Source organism: Ruegeria sp. BB1 (genome assembly GCF_056539465.1).
The window spans coordinates 193584-213575 of sequence record NZ_JBQFVB010000006.1 but is presented as its reverse complement, the minus strand read 5'-3'; the positions used below and the strand labels follow the sequence as shown (position 1 = coordinate 213575).

The 19992-nt window shown below is 58.5% G+C and carries 20 protein-coding genes and 1 tRNA gene; 11 read left to right on the top strand and 10 right to left on the bottom strand.

Annotation, left to right across the window (positions count from 1 at the left end):
- Nucleotides 1-242: 242 nt before the first annotated feature.
- Both msrQ and msrP read right to left on the bottom strand, forming a co-directional pair.
- Nucleotides 243-857: a protein-methionine-sulfoxide reductase heme-binding subunit MsrQ gene (msrQ, locus tag ACR0AL_RS15005; protein WP_480663630.1), complete on the bottom strand. Its 615-nt coding sequence runs from the start codon at nt 855-857 to the stop codon at nt 243-245.
- 4 nt (nt 858-861) lie between these two features.
- Entirely contained in the window at nt 862-1764 is a 903-nt protein-coding gene (gene msrP / locus ACR0AL_RS15000) for a protein-methionine-sulfoxide reductase catalytic subunit MsrP (RefSeq protein WP_480663628.1), read from the bottom strand.
- Nucleotides 1765-2070: 306 nt separating this feature from the next.
- Between msrP and ACR0AL_RS14995 the strand changes: the two genes are divergently transcribed.
- Nucleotides 2071-2976: an alpha/beta hydrolase gene (locus ACR0AL_RS14995; protein ID WP_170352005.1), complete on the top strand. Its 906-nt coding sequence runs from the start codon at nt 2071-2073 to the stop codon at nt 2974-2976.
- A gap of 47 nt (nt 2977-3023) precedes the next feature.
- Here the strand turns inward: ACR0AL_RS14995 and clpB are convergent, their stop codons facing one another.
- Both clpB and ACR0AL_RS14985 read right to left on the bottom strand, forming a co-directional pair.
- Nucleotides 3024-5642, bottom strand: coding sequence for an ATP-dependent chaperone ClpB (clpB, locus tag ACR0AL_RS14990; protein ID WP_170414866.1), 2619 nt, complete (start codon nt 5640-5642; stop codon nt 3024-3026).
- Nucleotides 5643-5771: 129 nt separating this feature from the next.
- Nucleotides 5772-6092, bottom strand: a complete 321-nt coding sequence (locus tag ACR0AL_RS14985; protein ID WP_170352007.1) for a hypothetical protein — start codon at nt 6090-6092, stop codon at nt 5772-5774.
- Nucleotides 6093-6242: 150 nt separating this feature from the next.
- On the opposite strand from ACR0AL_RS14985, the gene pyrF reads away from it, so the two are divergent.
- Entirely contained in the window at nt 6243-6947 is a 705-nt protein-coding gene (gene pyrF / locus ACR0AL_RS14980; protein ID WP_170352008.1) for an orotidine-5'-phosphate decarboxylase, read from the top strand.
- Between the two features lie 358 nt (nt 6948-7305).
- Nucleotides 7306-8559, top strand: a complete 1254-nt coding sequence (locus ACR0AL_RS14975; protein WP_480663626.1) for a DNA polymerase IV — start codon at nt 7306-7308, stop codon at nt 8557-8559.
- Nucleotides 8560-8566: 7 nt separating this feature from the next.
- Here ACR0AL_RS14975 and ACR0AL_RS14970 read toward each other — a convergent pair whose 3' ends face one another.
- Nucleotides 8567-9427, bottom strand: coding sequence for an N-formylglutamate amidohydrolase (locus ACR0AL_RS14970; protein WP_170552587.1), 861 nt, complete (start codon nt 9425-9427; stop codon nt 8567-8569).
- A 148-nt stretch (nt 9428-9575) separates the two neighbouring features.
- Here ACR0AL_RS14970 and ACR0AL_RS14965 point away from each other — a divergent pair.
- The 8 genes from ACR0AL_RS14965 to ACR0AL_RS14930 all read left to right on the top strand — a co-directional run bounded on the left by ACR0AL_RS14965 (nt 9576) and on the right by ACR0AL_RS14930 (nt 13874).
- A tRNA-Val gene (locus ACR0AL_RS14965) sits at nt 9576-9650 on the top strand.
- Between the two features lie 91 nt (nt 9651-9741).
- Nucleotides 9742-9867, top strand: coding sequence for a type B 50S ribosomal protein L36 (ykgO, locus tag ACR0AL_RS14960; protein WP_008755722.1), 126 nt, complete (start codon nt 9742-9744; stop codon nt 9865-9867).
- 184 nt (nt 9868-10051) lie between these two features.
- A complete protein-coding gene (locus tag ACR0AL_RS14955; protein ID WP_170352011.1) occupies nt 10052-10429 on the top strand; it encodes a hypothetical protein in 378 nt (125 codons plus the stop codon).
- Nucleotides 10419-10934 (top strand): hypothetical protein, encoded by a 516-nt coding sequence (locus ACR0AL_RS14950; RefSeq protein WP_170352012.1) that lies wholly within the window; start codon nt 10419-10421, stop codon nt 10932-10934. The genes ACR0AL_RS14955 and ACR0AL_RS14950 overlap by 11 nt, the downstream gene beginning before the upstream one ends.
- A gap of 29 nt (nt 10935-10963) precedes the next feature.
- Complete coding sequence (locus ACR0AL_RS14945) at nt 10964-11527, top strand: hypothetical protein (protein WP_170352013.1); 564 nt, start codon at nt 10964-10966, stop codon at nt 11525-11527.
- 141 nt (nt 11528-11668) lie between these two features.
- On the top strand, nt 11669-12685 hold the full coding sequence (locus ACR0AL_RS14940) for a Fe(3+) ABC transporter substrate-binding protein (RefSeq protein ID WP_170352060.1): 1017 nt from the start codon (nt 11669-11671) through the stop codon (nt 12683-12685).
- A 119-nt stretch (nt 12686-12804) separates the two neighbouring features.
- Entirely contained in the window at nt 12805-13359 is a 555-nt protein-coding gene (locus ACR0AL_RS14935; protein WP_170352061.1) for a helix-turn-helix transcriptional regulator, read from the top strand.
- Nucleotides 13356-13874 (top strand): GNAT family N-acetyltransferase, encoded by a 519-nt coding sequence (locus ACR0AL_RS14930; protein WP_170352014.1) that lies wholly within the window; start codon nt 13356-13358, stop codon nt 13872-13874. Before ACR0AL_RS14935 ends, ACR0AL_RS14930 begins: the two co-directional genes overlap by 4 nt.
- A gap of 14 nt (nt 13875-13888) precedes the next feature.
- Here ACR0AL_RS14930 and ACR0AL_RS14925 read toward each other — a convergent pair whose 3' ends face one another.
- From ACR0AL_RS14925 to ACR0AL_RS14905, 5 genes are all read right to left on the bottom strand, one after another.
- On the bottom strand, nt 13889-15133 hold the full coding sequence (locus ACR0AL_RS14925; protein ID WP_480663624.1) for a molybdopterin molybdotransferase MoeA: 1245 nt from the start codon (nt 15131-15133) through the stop codon (nt 13889-13891).
- 271 nt (nt 15134-15404) lie between these two features.
- Nucleotides 15405-16253, bottom strand: coding sequence for a carboxylating nicotinate-nucleotide diphosphorylase (gene nadC, locus ACR0AL_RS14920; RefSeq protein ID WP_480663622.1), 849 nt, complete (start codon nt 16251-16253; stop codon nt 15405-15407).
- Entirely contained in the window at nt 16250-17815 is a 1566-nt protein-coding gene (locus ACR0AL_RS14915) for an L-aspartate oxidase (protein WP_480663620.1), read from the bottom strand. The genes nadC and ACR0AL_RS14915 overlap by 4 nt, the downstream gene beginning before the upstream one ends.
- Nucleotides 17816-17823: 8 nt before the next feature.
- Complete coding sequence (gene nadA / locus ACR0AL_RS14910) at nt 17824-18876, bottom strand: quinolinate synthase NadA (protein WP_170352018.1); 1053 nt, start codon at nt 18874-18876, stop codon at nt 17824-17826.
- A gap of 155 nt (nt 18877-19031) precedes the next feature.
- Complete coding sequence (locus ACR0AL_RS14905) at nt 19032-19940, bottom strand: LysR family transcriptional regulator (RefSeq protein WP_480649317.1); 909 nt, start codon at nt 19938-19940, stop codon at nt 19032-19034.
- Between the last annotated feature and the right edge of the window lie 52 nt (nt 19941-19992).

Here is a 19992-nt window from a genome sequence, read left to right as displayed (position 1 = left end):
TCTCCGCCGTCTCCAGCGTCCCAACACCGCCTCAGCAGCGCCGGTGAAGGGGGTTCTAAGGTTTACCCAAACAACCCGCAAGTGGAAAATTCGACAAACTCGCAAAAAACCGCAGATTAAAATTTTACCCATATAAATCATAAGCTTAAATAATGTCACACTCCACGAAACCCGCAACACGCAGCGCATCCCACCTCGAATCTCAGCTTTTGAACAGGGTTACCCATAGACTCAGCGCCGAGTCAGATGGAATCGGCCTGACGCGACCGAGTCAGCACACCGGATATAGGCAAACGCAGTAGCAACAGGCCGACGATTGCAGACAGATAGACCAGCGGTTCAATCTGGAAGCCCTTGGCCAACATGACATAGTGCAGCCCACCCAGAATCGCCGCAGGAAACACCAGGCGCTGCAAGCTGCGCCATCGCGGACCCAATTTCCGCACCGACAGATTGTTCGACGTCACCGCCAACGGCAGCATCAAGACAAAAGCGGCCATGCCGACCGTTATATAAGGGCGCTTAACGATATCCGCCCAAATCTGGCTGGGCACCTGCACATCCAACACAAGCCACACCAACAGATGCAGCGTGACATACGCAAAGGTCAGAACCCCAAGGGCGCGGCGGAACTTCAGCAGGTTCAGGCCAAGGAAACGCCGCAGAGGAGAAATCGCCAGCACACCAATCAGAAGCTGTAACGCCAACTCTCCGTACCGATGCTCCAACGCCTCTATCGGGTTTACGCCCAATCCGCCTGTCAGCCCCTGGTAAAACAACCAGGGCGCTGGAAGCGCCCCAATCAGGTAGACCGCCCAAGCGGGAATACGGCATAATATATGATTCACCTGCTGCATAGACTTAATAGTATTGCGAAAGATCCATGCCTTCGTACAGCCCGGCGACCTCGTTCTCATAGCCGTTGAACATCAGGGTTGGGATACGCTTGGCAAAGAGACCGCCGCCGATTTCACGTTCCGAGGCTTGCGACCAGCGCGGATGGTTCACGTTCGGGTTCACGTTACTATAGAAGCCATACTCACGTGGCGCCGACATGTTCCAGCTGGTGGGTGGCTCTTCTTCTGTCAGAGTGATCCGCACGATCGACTTGATCGACTTGAAGCCGTATTTCCACGGCACCACCAAACGCAGCGGCGCACCATTCTGGTTTGGGATCGGCCGATCATAAATACCCGTCGCCATGATGGTCAGCGGATGCATCGCCTCATCCAAGCGCAGACCCTCGCGGTAAGGCCACTCCAGAATCGGGTAGCGCACGCCCGGCATCTCGTCGGGGATCAAGGCGGTTTCAAAGGCCACGTATTTGGCCTCTTCCTGAACACCTGCCATGTTCAGAAGATCAGCCAGTTCGAACCCGTTCCATGGGATCACCATCGACCAGGCCTCGACACACCGGAAACGATAGATGCGTTCTTCGACCGTCATCTCGGACATGATATCCTTAAAGTCATAGTCGCCCGGATTGTCGACCAGACCGTCGATCTTAACACTCCATGGTTCGGTGGTCAGCGCACCAGCATATTTGGCAGGATCATCCTTGCCGGTCCCGAATTCATAAAAGTTGTTATAAGACGTGATCTCTTCCCAGGTGTTCGGCTCCAGCGCTTCTTGCGCCGTCGCGCCGCGCGCCATCCCCGCCAGTCCGACACCTGCCAGCCCGGCCATAACCTGACGCCGGTTCAAAAACGCCGCCCTTGGGGTGACGTCCGCATGTGTCAATGTATTGGTCCAGCGATGCGCCATGTATGTCTCCGTTGTCAAAACACCTCGGGTATGAGGTAGATCGCTGATAGCACAGTGCCAAGGTAATGAGCGTCACGATTGAGCGACGAGATTGTAACGTAGTCGCCTGTAAGCGTGGGCTTCAGAACGTTCCCAACCAAGCTAAGCTTTGCAATTCAGGCCCGGAACGTGCAGGCTTTGCAATGGATCGACAGACGTAGTGCGGTGTTTTTGGGGAAACCGTCAAAGCATACCTGCATCCATTAGATCCCTTGCGCCTGCTGACATTGCGATATCAATGGTATGAACCACAGAAAAAACAAACCTATGCCCGCCCCCGCCGCAATCAGTGCCAAGGCTGCATCTTATGCCGAACAAGCCGCAATTCGGGATCTAACGCAGCCTCTTCCCGAAATGCGGGCTATGTTGCGAGAGGATTACGCAGACAGTTGTACCGCAGCCGTAGAAATGTCCGGCGTTGCACTGTCCGATGAAACAATTGGCGGTGTGCGTTGCATGGTTATCACTCCTGCCGAACCGCGCTCTGGCCGCAGGTTGGTCTATCTGTTCGGCGGCGGCTTTACCCTTGGCAGCCCGTTTGAGGATTTGCCAATCTCAGCCTGGCTGGCGGCCAAGACCGGCGCGGTTGTGATTGCACCGGACTATCCCTTGGCCCCCGAAGCGCCATACCCGGCGGCCCTTGATGCCTGCACCGCAGTCATCTCGTCTGTACTGGCCGAAACGCCTGGGGCTTGCCTGTGTGGAGAATCTGCCGGGGGAAATCTTGCATTGGCTGCAGTCCACAGAATGCGCGCAAATGGCGTTCCGTTACCAACGGCACTGGCCCTGCTTTCACCTTTTGTCGACCTGCAGAACAACGGGGACAGCGGACTGGCAGATCGCGACCCGTTTCTAAATCAGTCTGAAATCGACTTTTTCCGTGACTGTTATGTTGGCAAAGAGGTCGACCTGACAGCCCCTGACGTATCTCCGATTTACGGCCTCTTCGACGCAGACTTTCCACCCGTCTTTCTGACTTCGGGAACCCGCGATCATTTGTTGAGCGGTTGCGTGCGTCTGGATCGCCTGCTGCGACAGGCCGGCGCCGACTGCACCCTGCGTGTATGGGAGGGCATGTGGCACGTGTTCGAGTTTTACCCGGAGATACCCGAAGCCGATGCCTCGCTGACGGAAATCGCTGTTTTTCTGAATGGGCATTTTGCCAAGGTGTAAAAAAAAACCCGCCAGTTTGGCGGGTCTTTCTGGTTTCCAATCTCAGATCAATGCACCACGGCATCGTCCGGGCGGGGTCGATCTGACGTGCCCAGCCTGTCACCGATGATCAGACCTTCGGCTCCGGTGGTCACCGGGACAGTCTCGCCGTCCTTGATCTCGCCGGCCAGCAGGGCTTCGGCCAATGGGTTCTGAAGCGCGCGCTGAATCACGCGTTTCAGCGGACGCGCACCAAAGACCGGATCATAGCCTTCGTTCGCCAGCCATTCCTTGGCACCATCGTCCAGTGCCAGCTCGATCTTGCGGGCGGTCAGACGTTTCTGCAGGCGTGCCATCTGGATATCAACGATGCCATCCATATCGGCCCGCTTGAGCCGGTCAAAGATGATCGTTTCGTCCAGACGATTCAGGAATTCCGGCCGGAAATGCGCCCGGACCGCATCCATCACGTCGCGTTTGGCCTGCGCACTGTCCGCACCTTCGGGCAACTGGCTGAGCGCCTGAGAGCCGAGGTTCGACGTCAGAATGATCAGCGTCTGCTTGAAGTCCACGGTGCGGCCCTGACCATCGGTCAGCACACCATCGTCCAGAACCTGCAGCAGCACATTGAACACATCCGGATGCGCCTTTTCGACCTCGTCAAACAGCACGACCTGATAGGGCCGACGCCGCACGGCTTCGGTCAGCACACCGCCTTCATCATAACCGACATAGCCCGGAGGGGCACCGATCAGGCGGGCAACCGCGTGTTTCTCCATGAACTCGGACATGTCGATGCGCACCATCGCGTTGTCGTCGTCGAACAGGAAGTTTGCCACGGCCTTGGTCAGCTCGGTCTTACCCACGCCGGTCGGCCCGAGGAACAGGAACGAACCCAAGGGGCGGCCTTCGTCGTTCAGACCCGCACGGGCACGGCGCACAGCGTTGGCGACAGCAGTGACCGCCGCATCCTGACCGATCACACGGGAATGCAGATCGTCTTCCATCCGCAGCAGCTTCTCGCGCTCACCTTCCAGCATTTTCGAGGTCGGGATACCCGTCCAGCGTTCGACCACCGAAGCGATCTGTTCCGGACGCACCGTCTCCTCAGCCATCATGGCATTGCTTTCGGCGTTTTCGGCCTCAGTCAGCTTTTTCTCAAGCTCGGGGATGACGCCATAGGACAGCTCACCCGCCTTGGCGAGGTTGCCTTCGCGCTTAGCGATCTCCAGATCGGCCCGCGCCTTGTCGAGTTGTTCTTTCAGGTCACGCGCGCCAGCGAGCTTGTCGCGTTCGGCCTGCCACTGGGCGGTCATCTCCGCGGATTTCTCCTGCAGGTCGGCCAGATCCTTTTGCAAGGTTTCCAGACGATCCTTGGAGGCTGCGTCATCCTCAAGCTTCAGCGCTTCTTCCTCGATCTGCATCTGCAGAATCTGACGATCAAGTTGATCGAGTTCTTCTGGCTTGGAGTCTACCTCCATCCGCAGACGCGACGCCGCCTCATCGACCAAATCGATAGCTTTGTCAGGTAGGAACCGGTCGGTGATATAGCGATGCGACAGGGTCGCCGCCGACACCAGTGCCGAGTCCGAGATGCGCACACCGTGGTGCAGCTCATACTTCTCTTTAATACCGCGAAGAATGCTGATGGTGTCCTCGACCGTCGGCTCCTGCACCATCACTGGCTGGAACCGTCGCGCAAGGGCCGCGTCTTTCTCGACGTATTTGCGGTACTCGTCCAGCGTGGTTGCACCGATGCAATGCAGCTCACCCCGTGCAAGCGCGGGCTTGATCAGGTTGGCGGCATCCATCGCACCGTCAGATTTACCGGCACCGACTAGCGTGTGCATCTCGTCGATGAACAGGATAATCTCACCGGCGGCCTCGGTGACCTCGGTCAGAACAGCCTTGAGGCGTTCTTCGAACTCACCGCGGTACTTCGCACCGGCGATCAGCGCGCCCATGTCCAGCGCCAGCAGTTTCTTGTCCTTCAGCGATTCCGGCACATCACCATTGATAATGCGCAGGGCCATACCTTCAGCAATCGCGGTCTTACCGACGCCTGGTTCCCCGATCAGAACCGGATTGTTCTTGGTACGACGCGACAGAACCTGCATCGAGCGACGGATTTCCTCATCCCGTCCGATGATCGGGTCGATCTTGCCCTCGGCCGCAGCCTCGGTCAGGTCGCGCGCGTATTTTTTGAGCGCGTCATAGCCCTCCTCCGCCGACGCGCTGTCAGCGGTGCGACCCTTGCGGATATCATTGATCGCCTCGTTCAGTTTCTGCGCGGACACAGCGCCGGCATCCAAAGCGTCCTTGGCTTTGGATTTCACCATGCACAGTGCCATCAACACGCGTTCGACCGGCACAAAGCTGTCGCCCGCTTTGGTGGCAATCTTGGCGGCCTCGTCCAACACCTTGGCGGTCTGGCCGTCCATGTAAATCTGGCTTGCGTCGCCGCTGACCTTCGGGATTTTGGCCATCGCAGCATCCAGCGCCTCGACCACGCGGTTCGGCGCGCCACCTGCACGAGTGATCAGGTTGCTGGCCAGCCCCTGATCATCATCCATCAATGCTTTCAAAATATGTGTGGGCTCCAACCTCTGGTGCCCCTCGCGCAGCGCAATCGTCTGCGCCGCCTGCACGAACCCCCGTGCCCGCTCGGTGAACTTGTTCAAGTCCATAGCATTCTCCTTTATCTCAAGCGCCCTGAATGTGATGCGCCCGCTTGGCGGCACGCGTCGGTCTGGGCCTCACATTCAATCTGGGAAATATCTTTGACGGTTCAAGAGGCTAAGCCGCAGATTCCGCACTTAACGGCGCGGTACGGAATAGACTGTATACCCTCCGGTTTTTGCGACTTGCCGTGCATTATACATGTCGACCAATGATTGCGCCGCATCGCTGCCTGAGGGGCAGGACACAAGATCAGCCGCGTCATCCAGAAAATCGACGGTAAAGGCCGTTTCGCCGGTTAACTGGCAATCATCGTCGGTCGAACGATAGCCGCGCACAAGGCGCAGATCCTGATTGGTCGGGGATCTGATGACCGTATCTGCGGCCTCTGGCTGCAACGGCATTTGCTGACAGCCAACCAAAGACAAAACAAACCCCACACCCGCAAACTGTTTCATGAGTCCCCCATCTTAAATGTTCTTTGTAGTGGGAGGACCATAGCACACTCAGTCATGAGGAATGCGATTTCGATCAAACATCGGTCCTGCATGGACACAAGGCACGGAACCCGTTAGGACGCAGACGTTTGCCAAAAAGGAGCTTGCCCCATGTCCGATGACCGCCTGATCGTTGCCCTTGATGTTCCAAACGCCTTGCAAGGTCTGGCCATGGCCGAGCGGCTGGGCGATGCCGTATCTTTCTACAAGATCGGGCTGGGTATGCTGACCGGGGGCGGGCTGGCCCTGGCTAATGAGCTGAAACAGGATCACGGCAAGCGCATTTTTCTGGACATGAAGCTGTTCGACATCGGCAACACAGTGGAAAACGCTGTGCGCGGGTTAGCACAGTTCGATCTGGATTTCCTGACCGTGCATGGTGATCCCCATGTGGTACGCGCCGCGAAAGAGGGTGCCACGGGCAAGGACCTTAAAATCCTCGCCGTGACCATCCTGACCTCGCTGAACCGCGACGATCTGGATGCCAGCCTGCTGAAAGAGGGCAACGTGCAGGAACTGGTGGTCGAACGTGCGGCACGCGCGCTAGAGGCCGGGGCCGATGGCGTCATCGCCAGCCCGCAAGAGGCCGCGCTAATCCGCGCCCTGCCCCAGGCCGAAGGTCGTCTGATCGTTACTCCAGGTGTCCGGCCAGCAGGCGCAGCATTGGGCGATCAGAAACGTGTGGCCACCCCGGCCAGTGCAATCAGCGACGGTGCCGATCACATCGTTGTTGGCCGCCCGATCTATCAGGCACAGGACCCAAAAGCCGCAGCCCAGGCGGTTCTTGCTGAGTTAAATTCCTTGACACATCACTGACAAGTGCCACCAAATCAGCGAATTTCCGCGCAGAAATGGCTTGCAACCAGTTGACCTAACGTCACTTTCCGGCCCAACCGTGCCAAATCGCCGCTGTGCCCCAAAACACACATGAAAAATACGAGTTTCTCATGTGTGACCTCGGTCCTATCGAAATTGGCGGTTTTGCGCGATTCTAGGGGTGTGATACTCCCCGCGGACCCTCTCTTCCTGAGGTCCGTCACCTCCCCCCGCCACTTCGCGGGGGGTCTTCTTTCGGACATGACCCTGCTTTCAGTAATCGCTGGCATTTCGTGCCACAGCTGGGGCTGGTATAAGGAAACCACTAATTGAATCGCATGAAAGGCGGGAAGATTTCATGCCCGGTCTCTGCCGAGATTGCCTGACCAAATTGACCGACGAACGGCGCTGCACTGCCTGCGGCAGCCCGCGGATCAAGGCGCATCCCGAGCTGTTTGATCTGTCCATCGCACATATGGATTGCGATGCCTTCTATGCTTCGGTCGAAAAGCGGGACAATCCCGAGTTGGCCGACAAGCCGGTAATCATCGGCGGCGGCAAACGCGGCGTGGTGTCGACCGCTTGTTATGTGGCGCGCATTCGCGGTGTACGGTCGGCCATGCCGATGTTCAAAGCCTTGCAACTGTGCCCCGAGGCGGTGGTGATCAAGCCGCGCATGTCGATCTATGCCGAAGTGTCGCGCGAGATTCGCAAGATGATGGACGAACTGACCCCGGTGGTCGAACCGCTGTCGCTGGATGAGGCGTTCATGGACCTGTCCGGCACGCAGCGCCTGCATGGCGCGCCGCCTGCCGTTATGCTGGCGCGGCTGGTTGGGCGGATGAAGGATGAGTTGGGCGTGACCGGCTCCATCGGGCTGTCGCACAACAAGTTTCTGGCCAAGGTCGCTTCGGACCTCGACAAGCCGCGCGGATTTTCGGTGATCGGAAAGGCGGAAACGGCTGAGTTCCTGTACGACAAACCCGTGCGGCTGATCTGGGGCATCGGCCCTGCCGCGCAGGAATCGCTGGATCGCGCGGGCATCCGCAGTTTTTCCGACCTGCTGCGCTGGGACCAAGAGGCGCTGACCGCACGTTTCGGATCAATGGGTTATCGGCTGTGGCATCTGGCGCGCGGACAGGACAAGCGACGCGTCTCGGCCCATGAGCCGATGAAATCCATCAGCAACGAAACGACGTTTTTCGAAGATACCGCCAGTCTGGATATTCTGGACGGGCACATCTGGCGCCTTTCCGAAAAGGTGGCGGACAGGGCAAAGGCCAAAGGATTGGCCGGGCGTGTTGTCACCCTGAAACTCAAACGAGCCAATCACAAGATCATCACGCGGCGCGTATCCCTGCGTGACGCCACCCAGATTGCCGACCGACTTTACCGCACGGCCCGTGGCCTTTTCGACCAGGTTGGCGATCAGGGGCCATATCGATTGCTGGGCGTTGGCTTGTCTGAATTGTGCCCCGAAGCGCAGGCCGATATATCGGGCGATTTGCTGGATCCCGGAGCAACTCAGCGATCACAGGCCGAACGCGCCACCGACGAGATTCGGCGCCGTTTTGGCAATGATGCAATTGTGAAAGGCCGCGCGCTGCGCTGAGCTGAGCTTACTCGGCCGCCAGGCGAACCGGATCATCGCCAATGCTGGCGATTTCCTGAATGATGTCGCGCAGAATCTCTTGAAACAGGGCGAAATTCTCATTCGGCACGATGTTGGCCTCGTCCATATAAAGCGCCCGGTCAACTTCGATCTGTACCGCATGTTGATGACGGGCGGGGCGGCCATAGGTCTGGGTCACATACGCCCCGGCAAAGGGCGCGTTACGTGCCACGTTCAGCCCGGCGGACACAAAGGCCGCTTCGATCCGATCCACAACCTCAGTCGAGGCGGACGCGCCAAACCTGTCCCCCAGCACCACATCTGGCCGCTTGGATTTCGCGTTGCTGGCCATGGCGACCGCCTCATGCGGCATCGAGTGGCAATCGATCAATATCGCCTGGCCGAAGACGTCGAGTGATTCGGCCAACAAGGATTTGAGACGTGCATGATAGGGCCGCCAGCAGGTGTCGATGCGCAGGCGCGCCTCGTCCATTGTCAGCTTGCCGCGATAGATCGCACGCCCATTGGCCACCACGCGGGGAATCACCCCCAACCCGGATGCCACCCGGGGGTTATGCCCGGAACGTCGCGCCCCTTGGACCAGTGCCGGATCCAGTTCCTCGGCACTGCGGTTCAGATCCAGATACGCCCGTGGCAACACTGCCGAGATCAACGGCGCGCCAAAGTCAGCAGCCGCAGAAAACAGCTGATCTACGAAGGCATCTTCCGAGGATCGAATCACATTTTCACTTAGAACCGTGCGGTTCAACAGCGTTTGAGGGTAACTCCGACCACTATGAGGAGAAGAAAACACCACGCATGACGTGCGTCTGGCGGGCATGTCCAATACATAGGGGGCGTTCGGCATGGTGACTCCTTGTTCGCATTGAACATAGACCGGAAAATAGTTCTACCAAACCCCTTGAACCCCTTTGCGACTCCTTTTATAGACCCCGCTACCGGCGCGGGGTTCCGCGCCCCATTTCGTTATGGGGTAGGACAACGCAACGGGACGTGGGCGGTTAGCTCAGCGGTAGAGCACTTCGTTGACATCGAAGGGGTCACAAGTTCGATCCTTGTACCGCCCACCATGATTTCACTGTTCCGGGCTTCCGGGGCACCCGACTAACCCAGGCGCTGGCCACGTCCTTGATGAAGGCGCCGCAGATTGGAGACAGACCAATGAAGGTCAAGAACTCGCTCCGCTCGCTCAAGAACCGGCACCGTGATTGCCGTATTGTGCGTCGCAAAGGCCGCGTCTACGTGATCAACAAGACGCAGCGCAAGTTCAAAGCTCGTCAGGGCTAAGAACTGCACATAACCACTTAAAGAAACCGCGCCTTCGAGCGCGGTTTTTTTGTTTTCCAACTATGCGTTTCTTGCCTGCGCTCAGCCCCGTAAGGGGCTTGGCAAGTTTGATTTTGATATTTCGCGTTGTGATAGAGCGTTCTCGTGTTAACGTTCTCCGGATTTTCGATGACGGGAGGTCAACTTGGCCGACGGTGAAATACTCGGAACGACCCTGACCGATATGGTCGCGGATATTGGCAGGAGCGTGGCGCAAGCCGCCGAGCAACTAAGCCTCGACCAGTTGAACGCCCTAAAGAACTACCCGCAGGAGCTTCGCGACATGGGCATCCCACCGGTTTTCTATCACATGCAGGATGTCGATGTGGAATTGAAAGTCGTAATGGAGATGAGCACTAAGACGGAAGAAGGCAAGCGGCCCGCAATCATCTCGATCTTCATGGGACCGAAGTTGACCCAGACCGATACGGTCGACACCAAAAGTGCATCGACCATGCGCATGCGCTTTGCTCCGGGCCCAGTAGATGACAACAGGTCACCAGAGGACACCGATGGCACGTAAGACAGTTAAGGCCCCCAAGAGGCCACCTATTGATGTACGCGTCACCGAATTGCCCGAAGCCTTTGCGACACTGTTGCAGTCACTTGCTGACCGTCTTACCGCAATGGAGCAGCGCGAGACCACTTTGCTTCAAACAATTTCGGACCTGCAGAATCGGATTGACGATCTGGAAGAAGGCGGCGGCGGCATGCTGATGGGCGCGGTGTCTCCGGTAACAAACCCGTTGGCCCAGGGTCGGTCAGAAATGAATTCGGGCGACGAAGACACTCAGGTTGTCGACGCTCAGGAATTTTCACAGGCACTGGGCGAACAGATTCTCGCCGGTTCAGACGGAAGCAGCGAGTTTACCATCGACAATGTAAAGGTCGAGGCCGTGGTCGGGCTGGGCCAAGATGGCAATAGGGCACAGATCGCAACCAACGCCAAGAAACAGGCGGTCAGCCAGAACGCATCGAAAGTTACGTTTTCGGTCCGAAGGCGGTCAAAAACGCAAATCATCGAATGAACACAAATTTTTCAAAAGGAGTTTGAACAATGAGTATCGGGCAAGAACTGCTGAACGTTCCCTTTGCAGAAATGGTTCAAAAGCTGGCACTTTCGGTCGCTGAATCACAAAGCGAGTTGGATCGCCACTCGACTGATATGGCCAAATACATGGCCGATCAGAAAATCCTGCTTCCCGATCTCTCCAATCCCGACGGCCCCGCCAAAGAATTCAGCCTCGTGTCGATGGGATTCCTCCCTGCATTCTATGCGGTGCAGGAGGCCGAGATAGAGGTCAAAATGGCGATCTCGATGACCAAACAGACCGAAAAATCAGGTAGCGCTTCAGTGAAAGGCGGCTGGGGGCCCGTGGCGGCCCAGGTCAACGCCAGCTATTCCTCGCGCTATGCCTATAGTCAGGAAGGTGCAAGCAGGTTGACCATCAAACTCGCACCGGCCGATCCGCCGGTCATGCTGCAAAAATACATGGAAGCTGTAACTCAGGCCATGCTGACCAAGGAACCGGTACTGAGCGACGATCCGGAACCTGAGCCGGCGCCGTCACCCGCACCACCGCAACCGGAAGGAAGACAGAGCAAACAGCGTCGATCCTGACAGCAAGTGCGCAGCAGGAAAGGCGAGCGACATTTTGACCAACTAAATCTGTCAGATTTCCTTGCATCCCCCTCAGAATCGTTTAATTGACCAAATCAGTCGGGTTAATACCCGCCACGATTTTCAATGTTGGGACAAATGATGCTGAAATCCTCTACCTGCGTTGCCGCCGCTCTGATGGCTTTGGTTGCTACCTCTGCCGCCGCCGAAGGTGAACTGAACCTGTACTCGTCACGCCACTACGACACCGACGAACGTCTCTATTCTGATTTCGAAGAGGCGACCGGCATCACCATCAACCGTATCGAAGGCAAGGCCGACGAACTCATTGCACGGATGGAAGCTGAGGGCGCCAACTCGCCCGCGGACATCCTGTTGACCGTAGACACCTCGCGTCTGGCGCGGGCCAAAGACGCGGGCATTTTGCAACCGGTCGACAGTGCAGTGCTCGAAGAACGTATCCCTGCCAATCTGCAAGACAATGACAACCAATGGTTCGGCTTTTCGCAGCGTGGCCGCATTATCTTTTTCGACAAAGAAAACGTAGCCAACCCGCCGGCCACCTACGCCGATCTGGCGAAACCTGAATACAAGGGTCTGGTCTGCATCCGCTCGTCCAGCAACACATATAACCAAACGCTTCTGGCATCGATCATCACCCACGAAGGACCTGAAGCCGCCAAAGCCTGGGCCGAAGGCATCGTCGCCAACATGGCGCGCGATCCGCAGGGCGGCGACACCGACCAGCTGCGTGGCATTGTTTCGGGCGAATGTGATATCGCCGTGTCGAACACCTATTACTTTGCCCGCGCCATCCGCAAAGATGTCAAAGGCGTTTCGTCGGAAATCGACTCAATCGGCTGGGTGTTCCCTAACAACGACAGCACTGGCGCGCACATGAACCTTTCCGGGGCCGGTGTCGCCGCGAATGCACCGAACAAGGACAATGCGGTCCTGTTCCTGGAATACCTGGCCAGCGACTCGGCCCAGCAATATTTCTCGGCCGGCAATGACGAGTTCCCGGCGGTGAACGGCGTCGCACTTGCGGACTCGGTTAAGTCACTGGGTGAGTTCAAGGCAGATGAAGTGAACCTGTCCGAGGTCGCCAAGAACCTTCCTGAAGCGCAAAAAATCTTCAACGAGGCTGGCTGGAAATAACCCAGTGCACGAGACCTTAACACTTTGAAGGGCGCAGAAATTTCTGCGCCCTTTTTTATTGCATATTACATATTTTTGCAGAATAATCTCTATAATGAACGATATTCTCACATATGAACATGCTGGATGATCTCTCGAACCGCCTCGCCAACCGTCTGAACGAACTGCGCCGGAGCCATGGGTGGTCACTGGACCAACTGGCCGAACACAGCGGCATTAGCCGCGCCACGCTTTCGCGGATGGAAAAGGGCGATGTCAGCCCGACCGCTGAAACGCTGGGGCGGCTCTGTGCAGCTTTTGGCCTGCCGATGTCGCGTCTGCTGATGATGGTCGAAGACAGTTTCGACCCTCGCGTACCGTTCGAACGGCAACCCGAATGGCGCGACCCGGAAACCGGATTTACCCGTCGCTCGGTATCTCCGCCCGCCACTGGGCTTAGCGGAGAGGTGCTGGAAGGTCACCTGCCCCCCGATGCGATAATCACGTACGATGCGCCACCAAAACCTGGGCAAGAACATCACCTGATCATGTTGGACGGCGCGCTGAAACTGACCGTAGACGGCGTTGCCCATGATTTGAATGGCGGCGATTGCCTGCGCTATCACCTTGCGGGTCCCACGCGGTTTGAAACAACGCCCGCGCGTGGGGCACGGTACCTACTGGTGCTGATATGATTACACGCATCGACGATTGCAGCTTTGACACCGCCTTGGACGACCTGACCGATATCCTGCACGCTTGTGTACAGGACGGGGCCAGTATCGGGTTCATCCTGCCCTTTTCATCGGATCAGGCCCGCTCCTATTGGCAAGACCGGGTGCGGCCCAACGTACAGACCGGCTCGCTGGACCTGTTCGTCTTTCGTGAAAACGAACGCATTGTGGGCACGGTGCAATTGATCCCCGCGACGATGCCCAACCAGCCACATCGGGCCGATGTGGCCAAACTGCTGGTTCACCCCAGCGCCAGACGCCGGGGTTTGGGGCGGGTCTTGATGGCGGCGCTTCAGGACCGGGCTATCCAGCTGGGCCGTACCTTGCTGGTGCTTGACACACGCAGTACAGACCCGTCACGCATCCTGTATCAAAGCCTAGGCTTTCAGATCGCCGGAGAGATCCCGGACTATTGCCGCAATCCGCTTGAGGACCGGCTAGAGCCTACGACCTATATGTACAAAAACCTAAGTTGATCCGGGCATCTGTTTCAAAAACGAAGAAACGGCAACTTATGACCTTGTGGCAGCGTTTCGGTTTCCGCAGGGATGACTGCAAGACCATCCGCCTGTGCAAGCGTCGCAACCCGGCCGCTATATGAAGGTGCCATCAAACGCAGCCGTGGAACGCCGTCGGAAGTCGTGTCGTCGATCATGACCGGACGGTATTCCTGACGCCCAGCGTGGCGCTGCAGCGGTTCGGCCAGCACCGCCTGTTCCGGGGTTGGCGGCGTATGACGCAGACCAGCCCGACGTGCCATCATGTGCGACCCGATGATCTGCCATGTCACAAAAGCCGAAACCGGATTGCCCGGCAGCCCGACATAAAGCGCGTCGCCGCGCCGACCGAAAATGATCGGCTTACCCGGTTTCATGGCCACCTTCATCACGTCAATCTGGCCGCCAATGGCTTCAAACAGGCGCGGCATGTGATCTTCATCCCCCACCGAAACACCACCCGTTGTGACAATGAGATCGGCATCATCGCAGGCCTGCCGCAACACCTGCTCCAGCCGCTCGGGGTCATCTGCGACCGGGCCTATATCCATCAGATCAATCCACGGCTTGTTCAGCAAAGCCCGCAGCATATAGCGGTTCGAGTTGTAAATCTGGCCCGGGCCCAGCGGTTCACCGGGTTGTTGCAGCTCATTACCGGTGGAAAAAAGGGTGACCTTCAGCTTCCGGAATACATTCACATCGCCATACCCGGCCGAAGCCAGTGCTGCAGCTTCGCGCGCGGTGATCTCGCATCCTTGCGACAGGATCGGGGCACCGGCCTTCAAGTCCTCCCCCGCGCGGCGGATATGTTGGCCAGGTTTGGGACGGCGGGTAAATCGGATACCTCCGGTGGTGGCCTCGCAATCCTCCTGCATCAGCACGGCGTCGAAATCGGTGGGCACCGGGGCACCGGTAAAAATGCGCAAGGCCGCACCCGCTGGCGTACCATGGGCACCGCTGTCCCCGGCGGCGATGCGTCCCGCCACCGGCAGGTTGAACACGGGCCCTTTGCCCAGATCAGCCGTGCGGACGGCAAAGCCATCCATGGCGGAATTGTCGAAGGCGGGCATGTCCACTTTGCTGGTGCAATCCTTAGCCAACATCCGACCCGTCGCATCGATCAGGGACACGGTTTCGGTCTCGGCAATCGGATCGGCAACGGCCAGTCCGCGAGCCAAAGCCTCTGTCACCGTCAGATACATCCGAGCGTGCTGGTCGCAACCACATCCATCAGCCATTTGAGCCCTCCAACCGGTCAAACACCTCTTCCAACCCAGCGCGTTCAACGCGAGCCTCTTCTTAGTTGGAGCTTGGGCCGCCGACAGCCATCACACCCCCAAACTGCCCATGAGCACGGCAATCAGGATTGCACAGCCCGGCCAGCGATATGCCCCCAATGAACAACACTGGCGCAGAGCCGTCATTGACATAGGTCACTATCACTATTCGCGGGCGGTCAGAGGGAATGGCACCGGAGCGGCCCCCATCCGCGAGAGGGTTTGAGTTGGTTCAGAAATCCAGCCCGATATCGATAGTGCGATAGGAATGAGTCAGCGCCCCGGATGAAATGTAATCCACGCCGGTTGCCGCCACGGCGGCCACGGTGTCGCGGCTGATGTTGCCCGATGCCTCGGTCACGATCCGACCGTCGACCAGCGCCACCGCCTGTTTCAATGTCTCGGGTGGCATGTTGTCCAGCAACACGACATCGGCCCCACCGACCTCCAGCACTTCGGCCAGTTGGTCCAACGTGTCCACTTCGATCTCGACCTTCATCATGTGCGAGGCGCGGGCCTTGGTGGCCTCAAGCACGGCGCGCACCCCACCGGCAGCGGCGATGTGGTTGTCCTTGATCAGGATCGCATCTGACAGGGAAAAGCGGTGATTGAACCCGCCACCATGCAGAACCGCTTGTTTTTCGACAATACGCAGGCCGGGCGTGGTCTTGCGGGTGCAGGTGATGCGAGCATTGGTGCCTTTGGTCTCAGCCACCAGCGCCGCCGTCGCGGTCGCCACCCCGGCCATGCGCCCGGCATAGTTCAGCGCCACCCGCTCACCCGACAGGATCGAAGCGGCGCTGCCCTCAATTTCCATCAACGTATCGCCTTTTGTGCAGCGTTGGCCGTCGGCGATGTGGGTGGTGACACGCAGCGCCGGGTCCACCAGACGGAACGCCAGCGCCGCCACCTGCATACCCGAGACCACCGCATCCTCACGCGCGTTCAGCCTGGCTGAATAAGTGGCATCTGCAGGGATTACGGTCAGGGTGGTAACGTCGCCATTGGTACCCAGATCCTCCATCAGCGCAGACCGTACCATCGGTTCAAGGATCAAGTCGGGCAAAGCCGGGTAATTCATACTGTGTCCTTTGCAATATGGTCCCGCAGGGCCAGCGCCTCGCTCAGCGTCAGGGCCGAGCGTTGGCCGGGGCCGGGGGTGAGATCGGGGAAATCGGATCGGGAATGGGCACCGCGACTTTCTTCGCGCAGCAGCGCGGCAGCCGCGATCAGGGTGGCGGTGGCGGTCATGTTCAGAAACAGGTCAGAAACCGCATGCCGGAATTCCAACGCACCGATTATCGTCAACGCTTGGCGCAGACCGGTACCATCGCGCACCACACCCACATGTTCGGTCATGGTTTCGCGCAGGGCGGCCACATCCTGTTCATTGATCGGCTCACCACCGGTGGTAAAACAAATGTTCACCTCAGCCGCGTCCTGCGGATTCACAACGGTTGCAATGTCGCGCGCGCATGAGCGGGCAAACACCAACGCCTCAAGCAACCCGTTCGACGCCAGCCGGTTCGCCCCATGCAACCCGGTTGAGGCTGCCTCGCCGCACACCCACAGCCCAATCAGTGAGCTACGCCCAGCCAGATCGGTCTCAACCCCGCCCATGTGATAATGCGCCGAAGCGGTCACGGGGATGGGGTCGGTCGCAGGATCGACACCGTTGCGCAAACAGGCCTCGGTGACCGAGGGGAATTGCCTAGCCATCTCGGCCCCGATGGCCTGGCGCGTGTCCAATGCCGGGCGTTTGCCCGCCTGCGCCTTCAGGTAAACGGCGCGCGCAACCGTGTCGCGGGGGGCCAGTTCAGCGTCAGGGTGGATGTCGGGCATAAACCGGTGGCCGGCGCTGTCGATCAGGATGGCACCGTCGCCCCGAAGCGCCTCGGTTGCCAATGGCGTCGGGTCTTCGCCCACGTCGATGGCGGTGGGGTGGAACTGCACGAATTCGGCATCTGCAATGCGCGCGCCTGCGCGAGCAGCCATGCCGATCCCCTGCCCGCGGATACGTGCAGGATTGGTGGTTTGGGCATAAAGGCCCGAGGATCCCCCCGTGGCCAGAACATGCGCTGATCCGCGCAGCAATATCGGCGGCGCATCGGCGGCATCGGCGCGGGTCAGGTAAACGCCGGTCACTTGTGTACCGTCGCTTTCCAGCCCTACGGCCTGCGCGCCCTCGATCACTTGAATCGACGGCGTTCGGCGCACCTCCTCGATCAGAGCACGCATGATCTCGGTTCCGGCCTGATCGCCCTTGACGCGGACCACGCGGGCGGCGGAATGCGCGGCCTCGCGCGATTGCACGAACCCACCATCGGCGGTGCGATCAAACCCGGTGCCCAAGTCGGACAGATCATAAATATGTTCCGGTGCGGCATTGGTGACGAACTCGGCCACCTCGCGCAGGACCGACCCGGCCCCGGCGCGCATGGTGTCGTCCGCGTGCGCTTCGGGGCTGTCCGTCCGCGCCATGGCAGCGGCAACGCCGCCTTGTGCCCAGGCCGAGCTTGCACCCGATCCAAGCGGTTCAGGCGAAATCATCACCACAGGGCAAGGGGCCAGCTTCAGGGCCGCATAGACTGCCGCCAGCCCGGCGCCGATGATGACCACACGCGGCGTCTCAACGCTCTGCATGTCGCGGATCAAATACCCAGCTGGCGTGACAAGTCGATCATGCGTTGCACCGACAGGCGGGCCTTGTCCGCCACTTCGGCGTCAACTTCGACCTGCCCGGTCATGGTATCAAGCGCGAACAGCACCTTCTCCAGCGTGATCTTCTTCATGTAGGGGCACATGTTGCAGGGGCCGACAAACTCAACCTCGGGCAGTGAATCCGCAATATTCGACGCCATCGAGCATTCGGTAATCAGCAGCGCCTTTTCCGGCTTTTCGTCCGAGACGTATTTGATGATACCGCTGGTGGAGCCCGAGAAATCTGCCTCGGCCACAACGTCCGGTGGGCATTCAGGGTGCGCAATCAGGCGGGTGCCCGGATTCCATTCCCGGAAATCGCGCAGATCTTGCGGGCTGTATTGTTCATGCACGATGCATGACCCTTCCCACCAGACCACATTTTTCTGCGGCACATCGCGTGCCACGTTCTGCGCCAGATACTGATCCGGCGTCATGATGACCGTGTGACTGTCTTGCGCCGCAACAATCTGGGCGGCATTCGACGAAGTACAACAAATATCTGACGCCGCTTTGACCTCGGCCGTGGTGTTCACATAAGACACAACCGGCGCACCTGGATACCGGCGACGCATTTCCTCGATCCCTTCGGCGGTGATCGATTCCGCCAGCGAGCATCCCGCCTCCATATCCGGCATCAGCACCGTCTTGTCCGGGCTAAGAATCTTGGATGTCTCGGCCATGAAATGCACACCGCATTGCACAATCACATCCGCCTCGACCTCGGTCGCTTTGATCGCCAGTTGCAGGCTGTCGCCGCCGAAATCCGAAATGCCATGGTAAATTTCGGGCGTCATGTAGTTATGGCCCAGAATGACCGCGTTGCGCTCGACCTTCAGGTCGTTGATCGCCTTGACATAGGGCGCATAGATCGCCCAATCGACGGGCGAGACCACGCGGGACATGCGGTCATAGATATCGCTCATGCTTGCGGCAAGCTCGGGCGATGGGGTCAGATCATATTTTTCGGAGAGATGCGCACGCTGCGCCGGTAGGTCGAACACGGGACTGTTTTTCTGCCTGATGGATTCGTGACGCACTTAATATGGGGTTTATCGTGGATTTACCACCACTCTTAAAAGAAGAATGTTCCAATATTCCCAGCTCTAGCGGAACTATCTTATCAATTCAGGCGCAACAGACCTTCTCGGCCCGCACCTCAAGCATCTCGGGGGCTGGTCTTGCCCGAGAAATGGTCGGCCACAAAGTTGATCAAGGCCCGCACGCGCTGCGGTAAAAACGGCATTTCTGGGCGCAGAATAAAGATCCCACCACCGGCATTCGGTTCAGCATGATCGGGCAAAACCGAGGTCAAGCGACCAGTGCGCAAGTCCTTCGAGACAAGAAACTCCGGCAGCCAAGCAATGCCGCGCCCGGCGCAGCACGCCGCACGGAGCGCTTCGAGGCTGTTACATGAAAACCCCGGCCCAAGACGCGATAGGAGACCCGCTGCTCCTGTGAATCCCCAATCCGACAGGTGTTTTTCCGGCCCCAGGCGTAGACATTTATGCGCGGTCAATTCCTGTGGTTGCTGCGGTTCGCCATGCCGCTCAAGATAGGTGGGCGCTGCACATGGTATCCGCCGATTGTTCATCAGCTTTCGCGACACAAGCGATGAGTCCGGCAAAACGCCGCTGCGGATCGCGATATCAAAACCTTCTCCGACCAGATCAACAACCTTGTCCGTCAACAGCATGTCAATCTCAACCTCGGGGTTGAGATCCATGAATTCAATGACCAGAGGGACCACGTGTCGCTGACCAAAAGCCGCCGAGCTTGTCAGGCGGATCATGCCATGCAGGCTGTCGGCACCATCGGCAATGTCCTCTTCCAGTGCCGTCAGGCGGGCGAGAATCTCGCGCGCTTCCTCTACATATCGCTGTCCCGCCTTGGTCAATGTCATGCGCCGAGTCGAGCGTATGAGAAGCGGCACCCGCAACCTCTGCTCTAGCTGATACACCCGCTTGCCGACGGCCGACGGGGTGTATCCCAATGCGCGGGCCGCAGCCGAGAAACTGCCGTGATCAACCACGGCCAGAAGAATTTCCAGTTCAGCCTTTTGTGCCATTTGATCCAAAAAATATCAAAAACTAGTCCCAATCACTACCTTATCAAAAGAG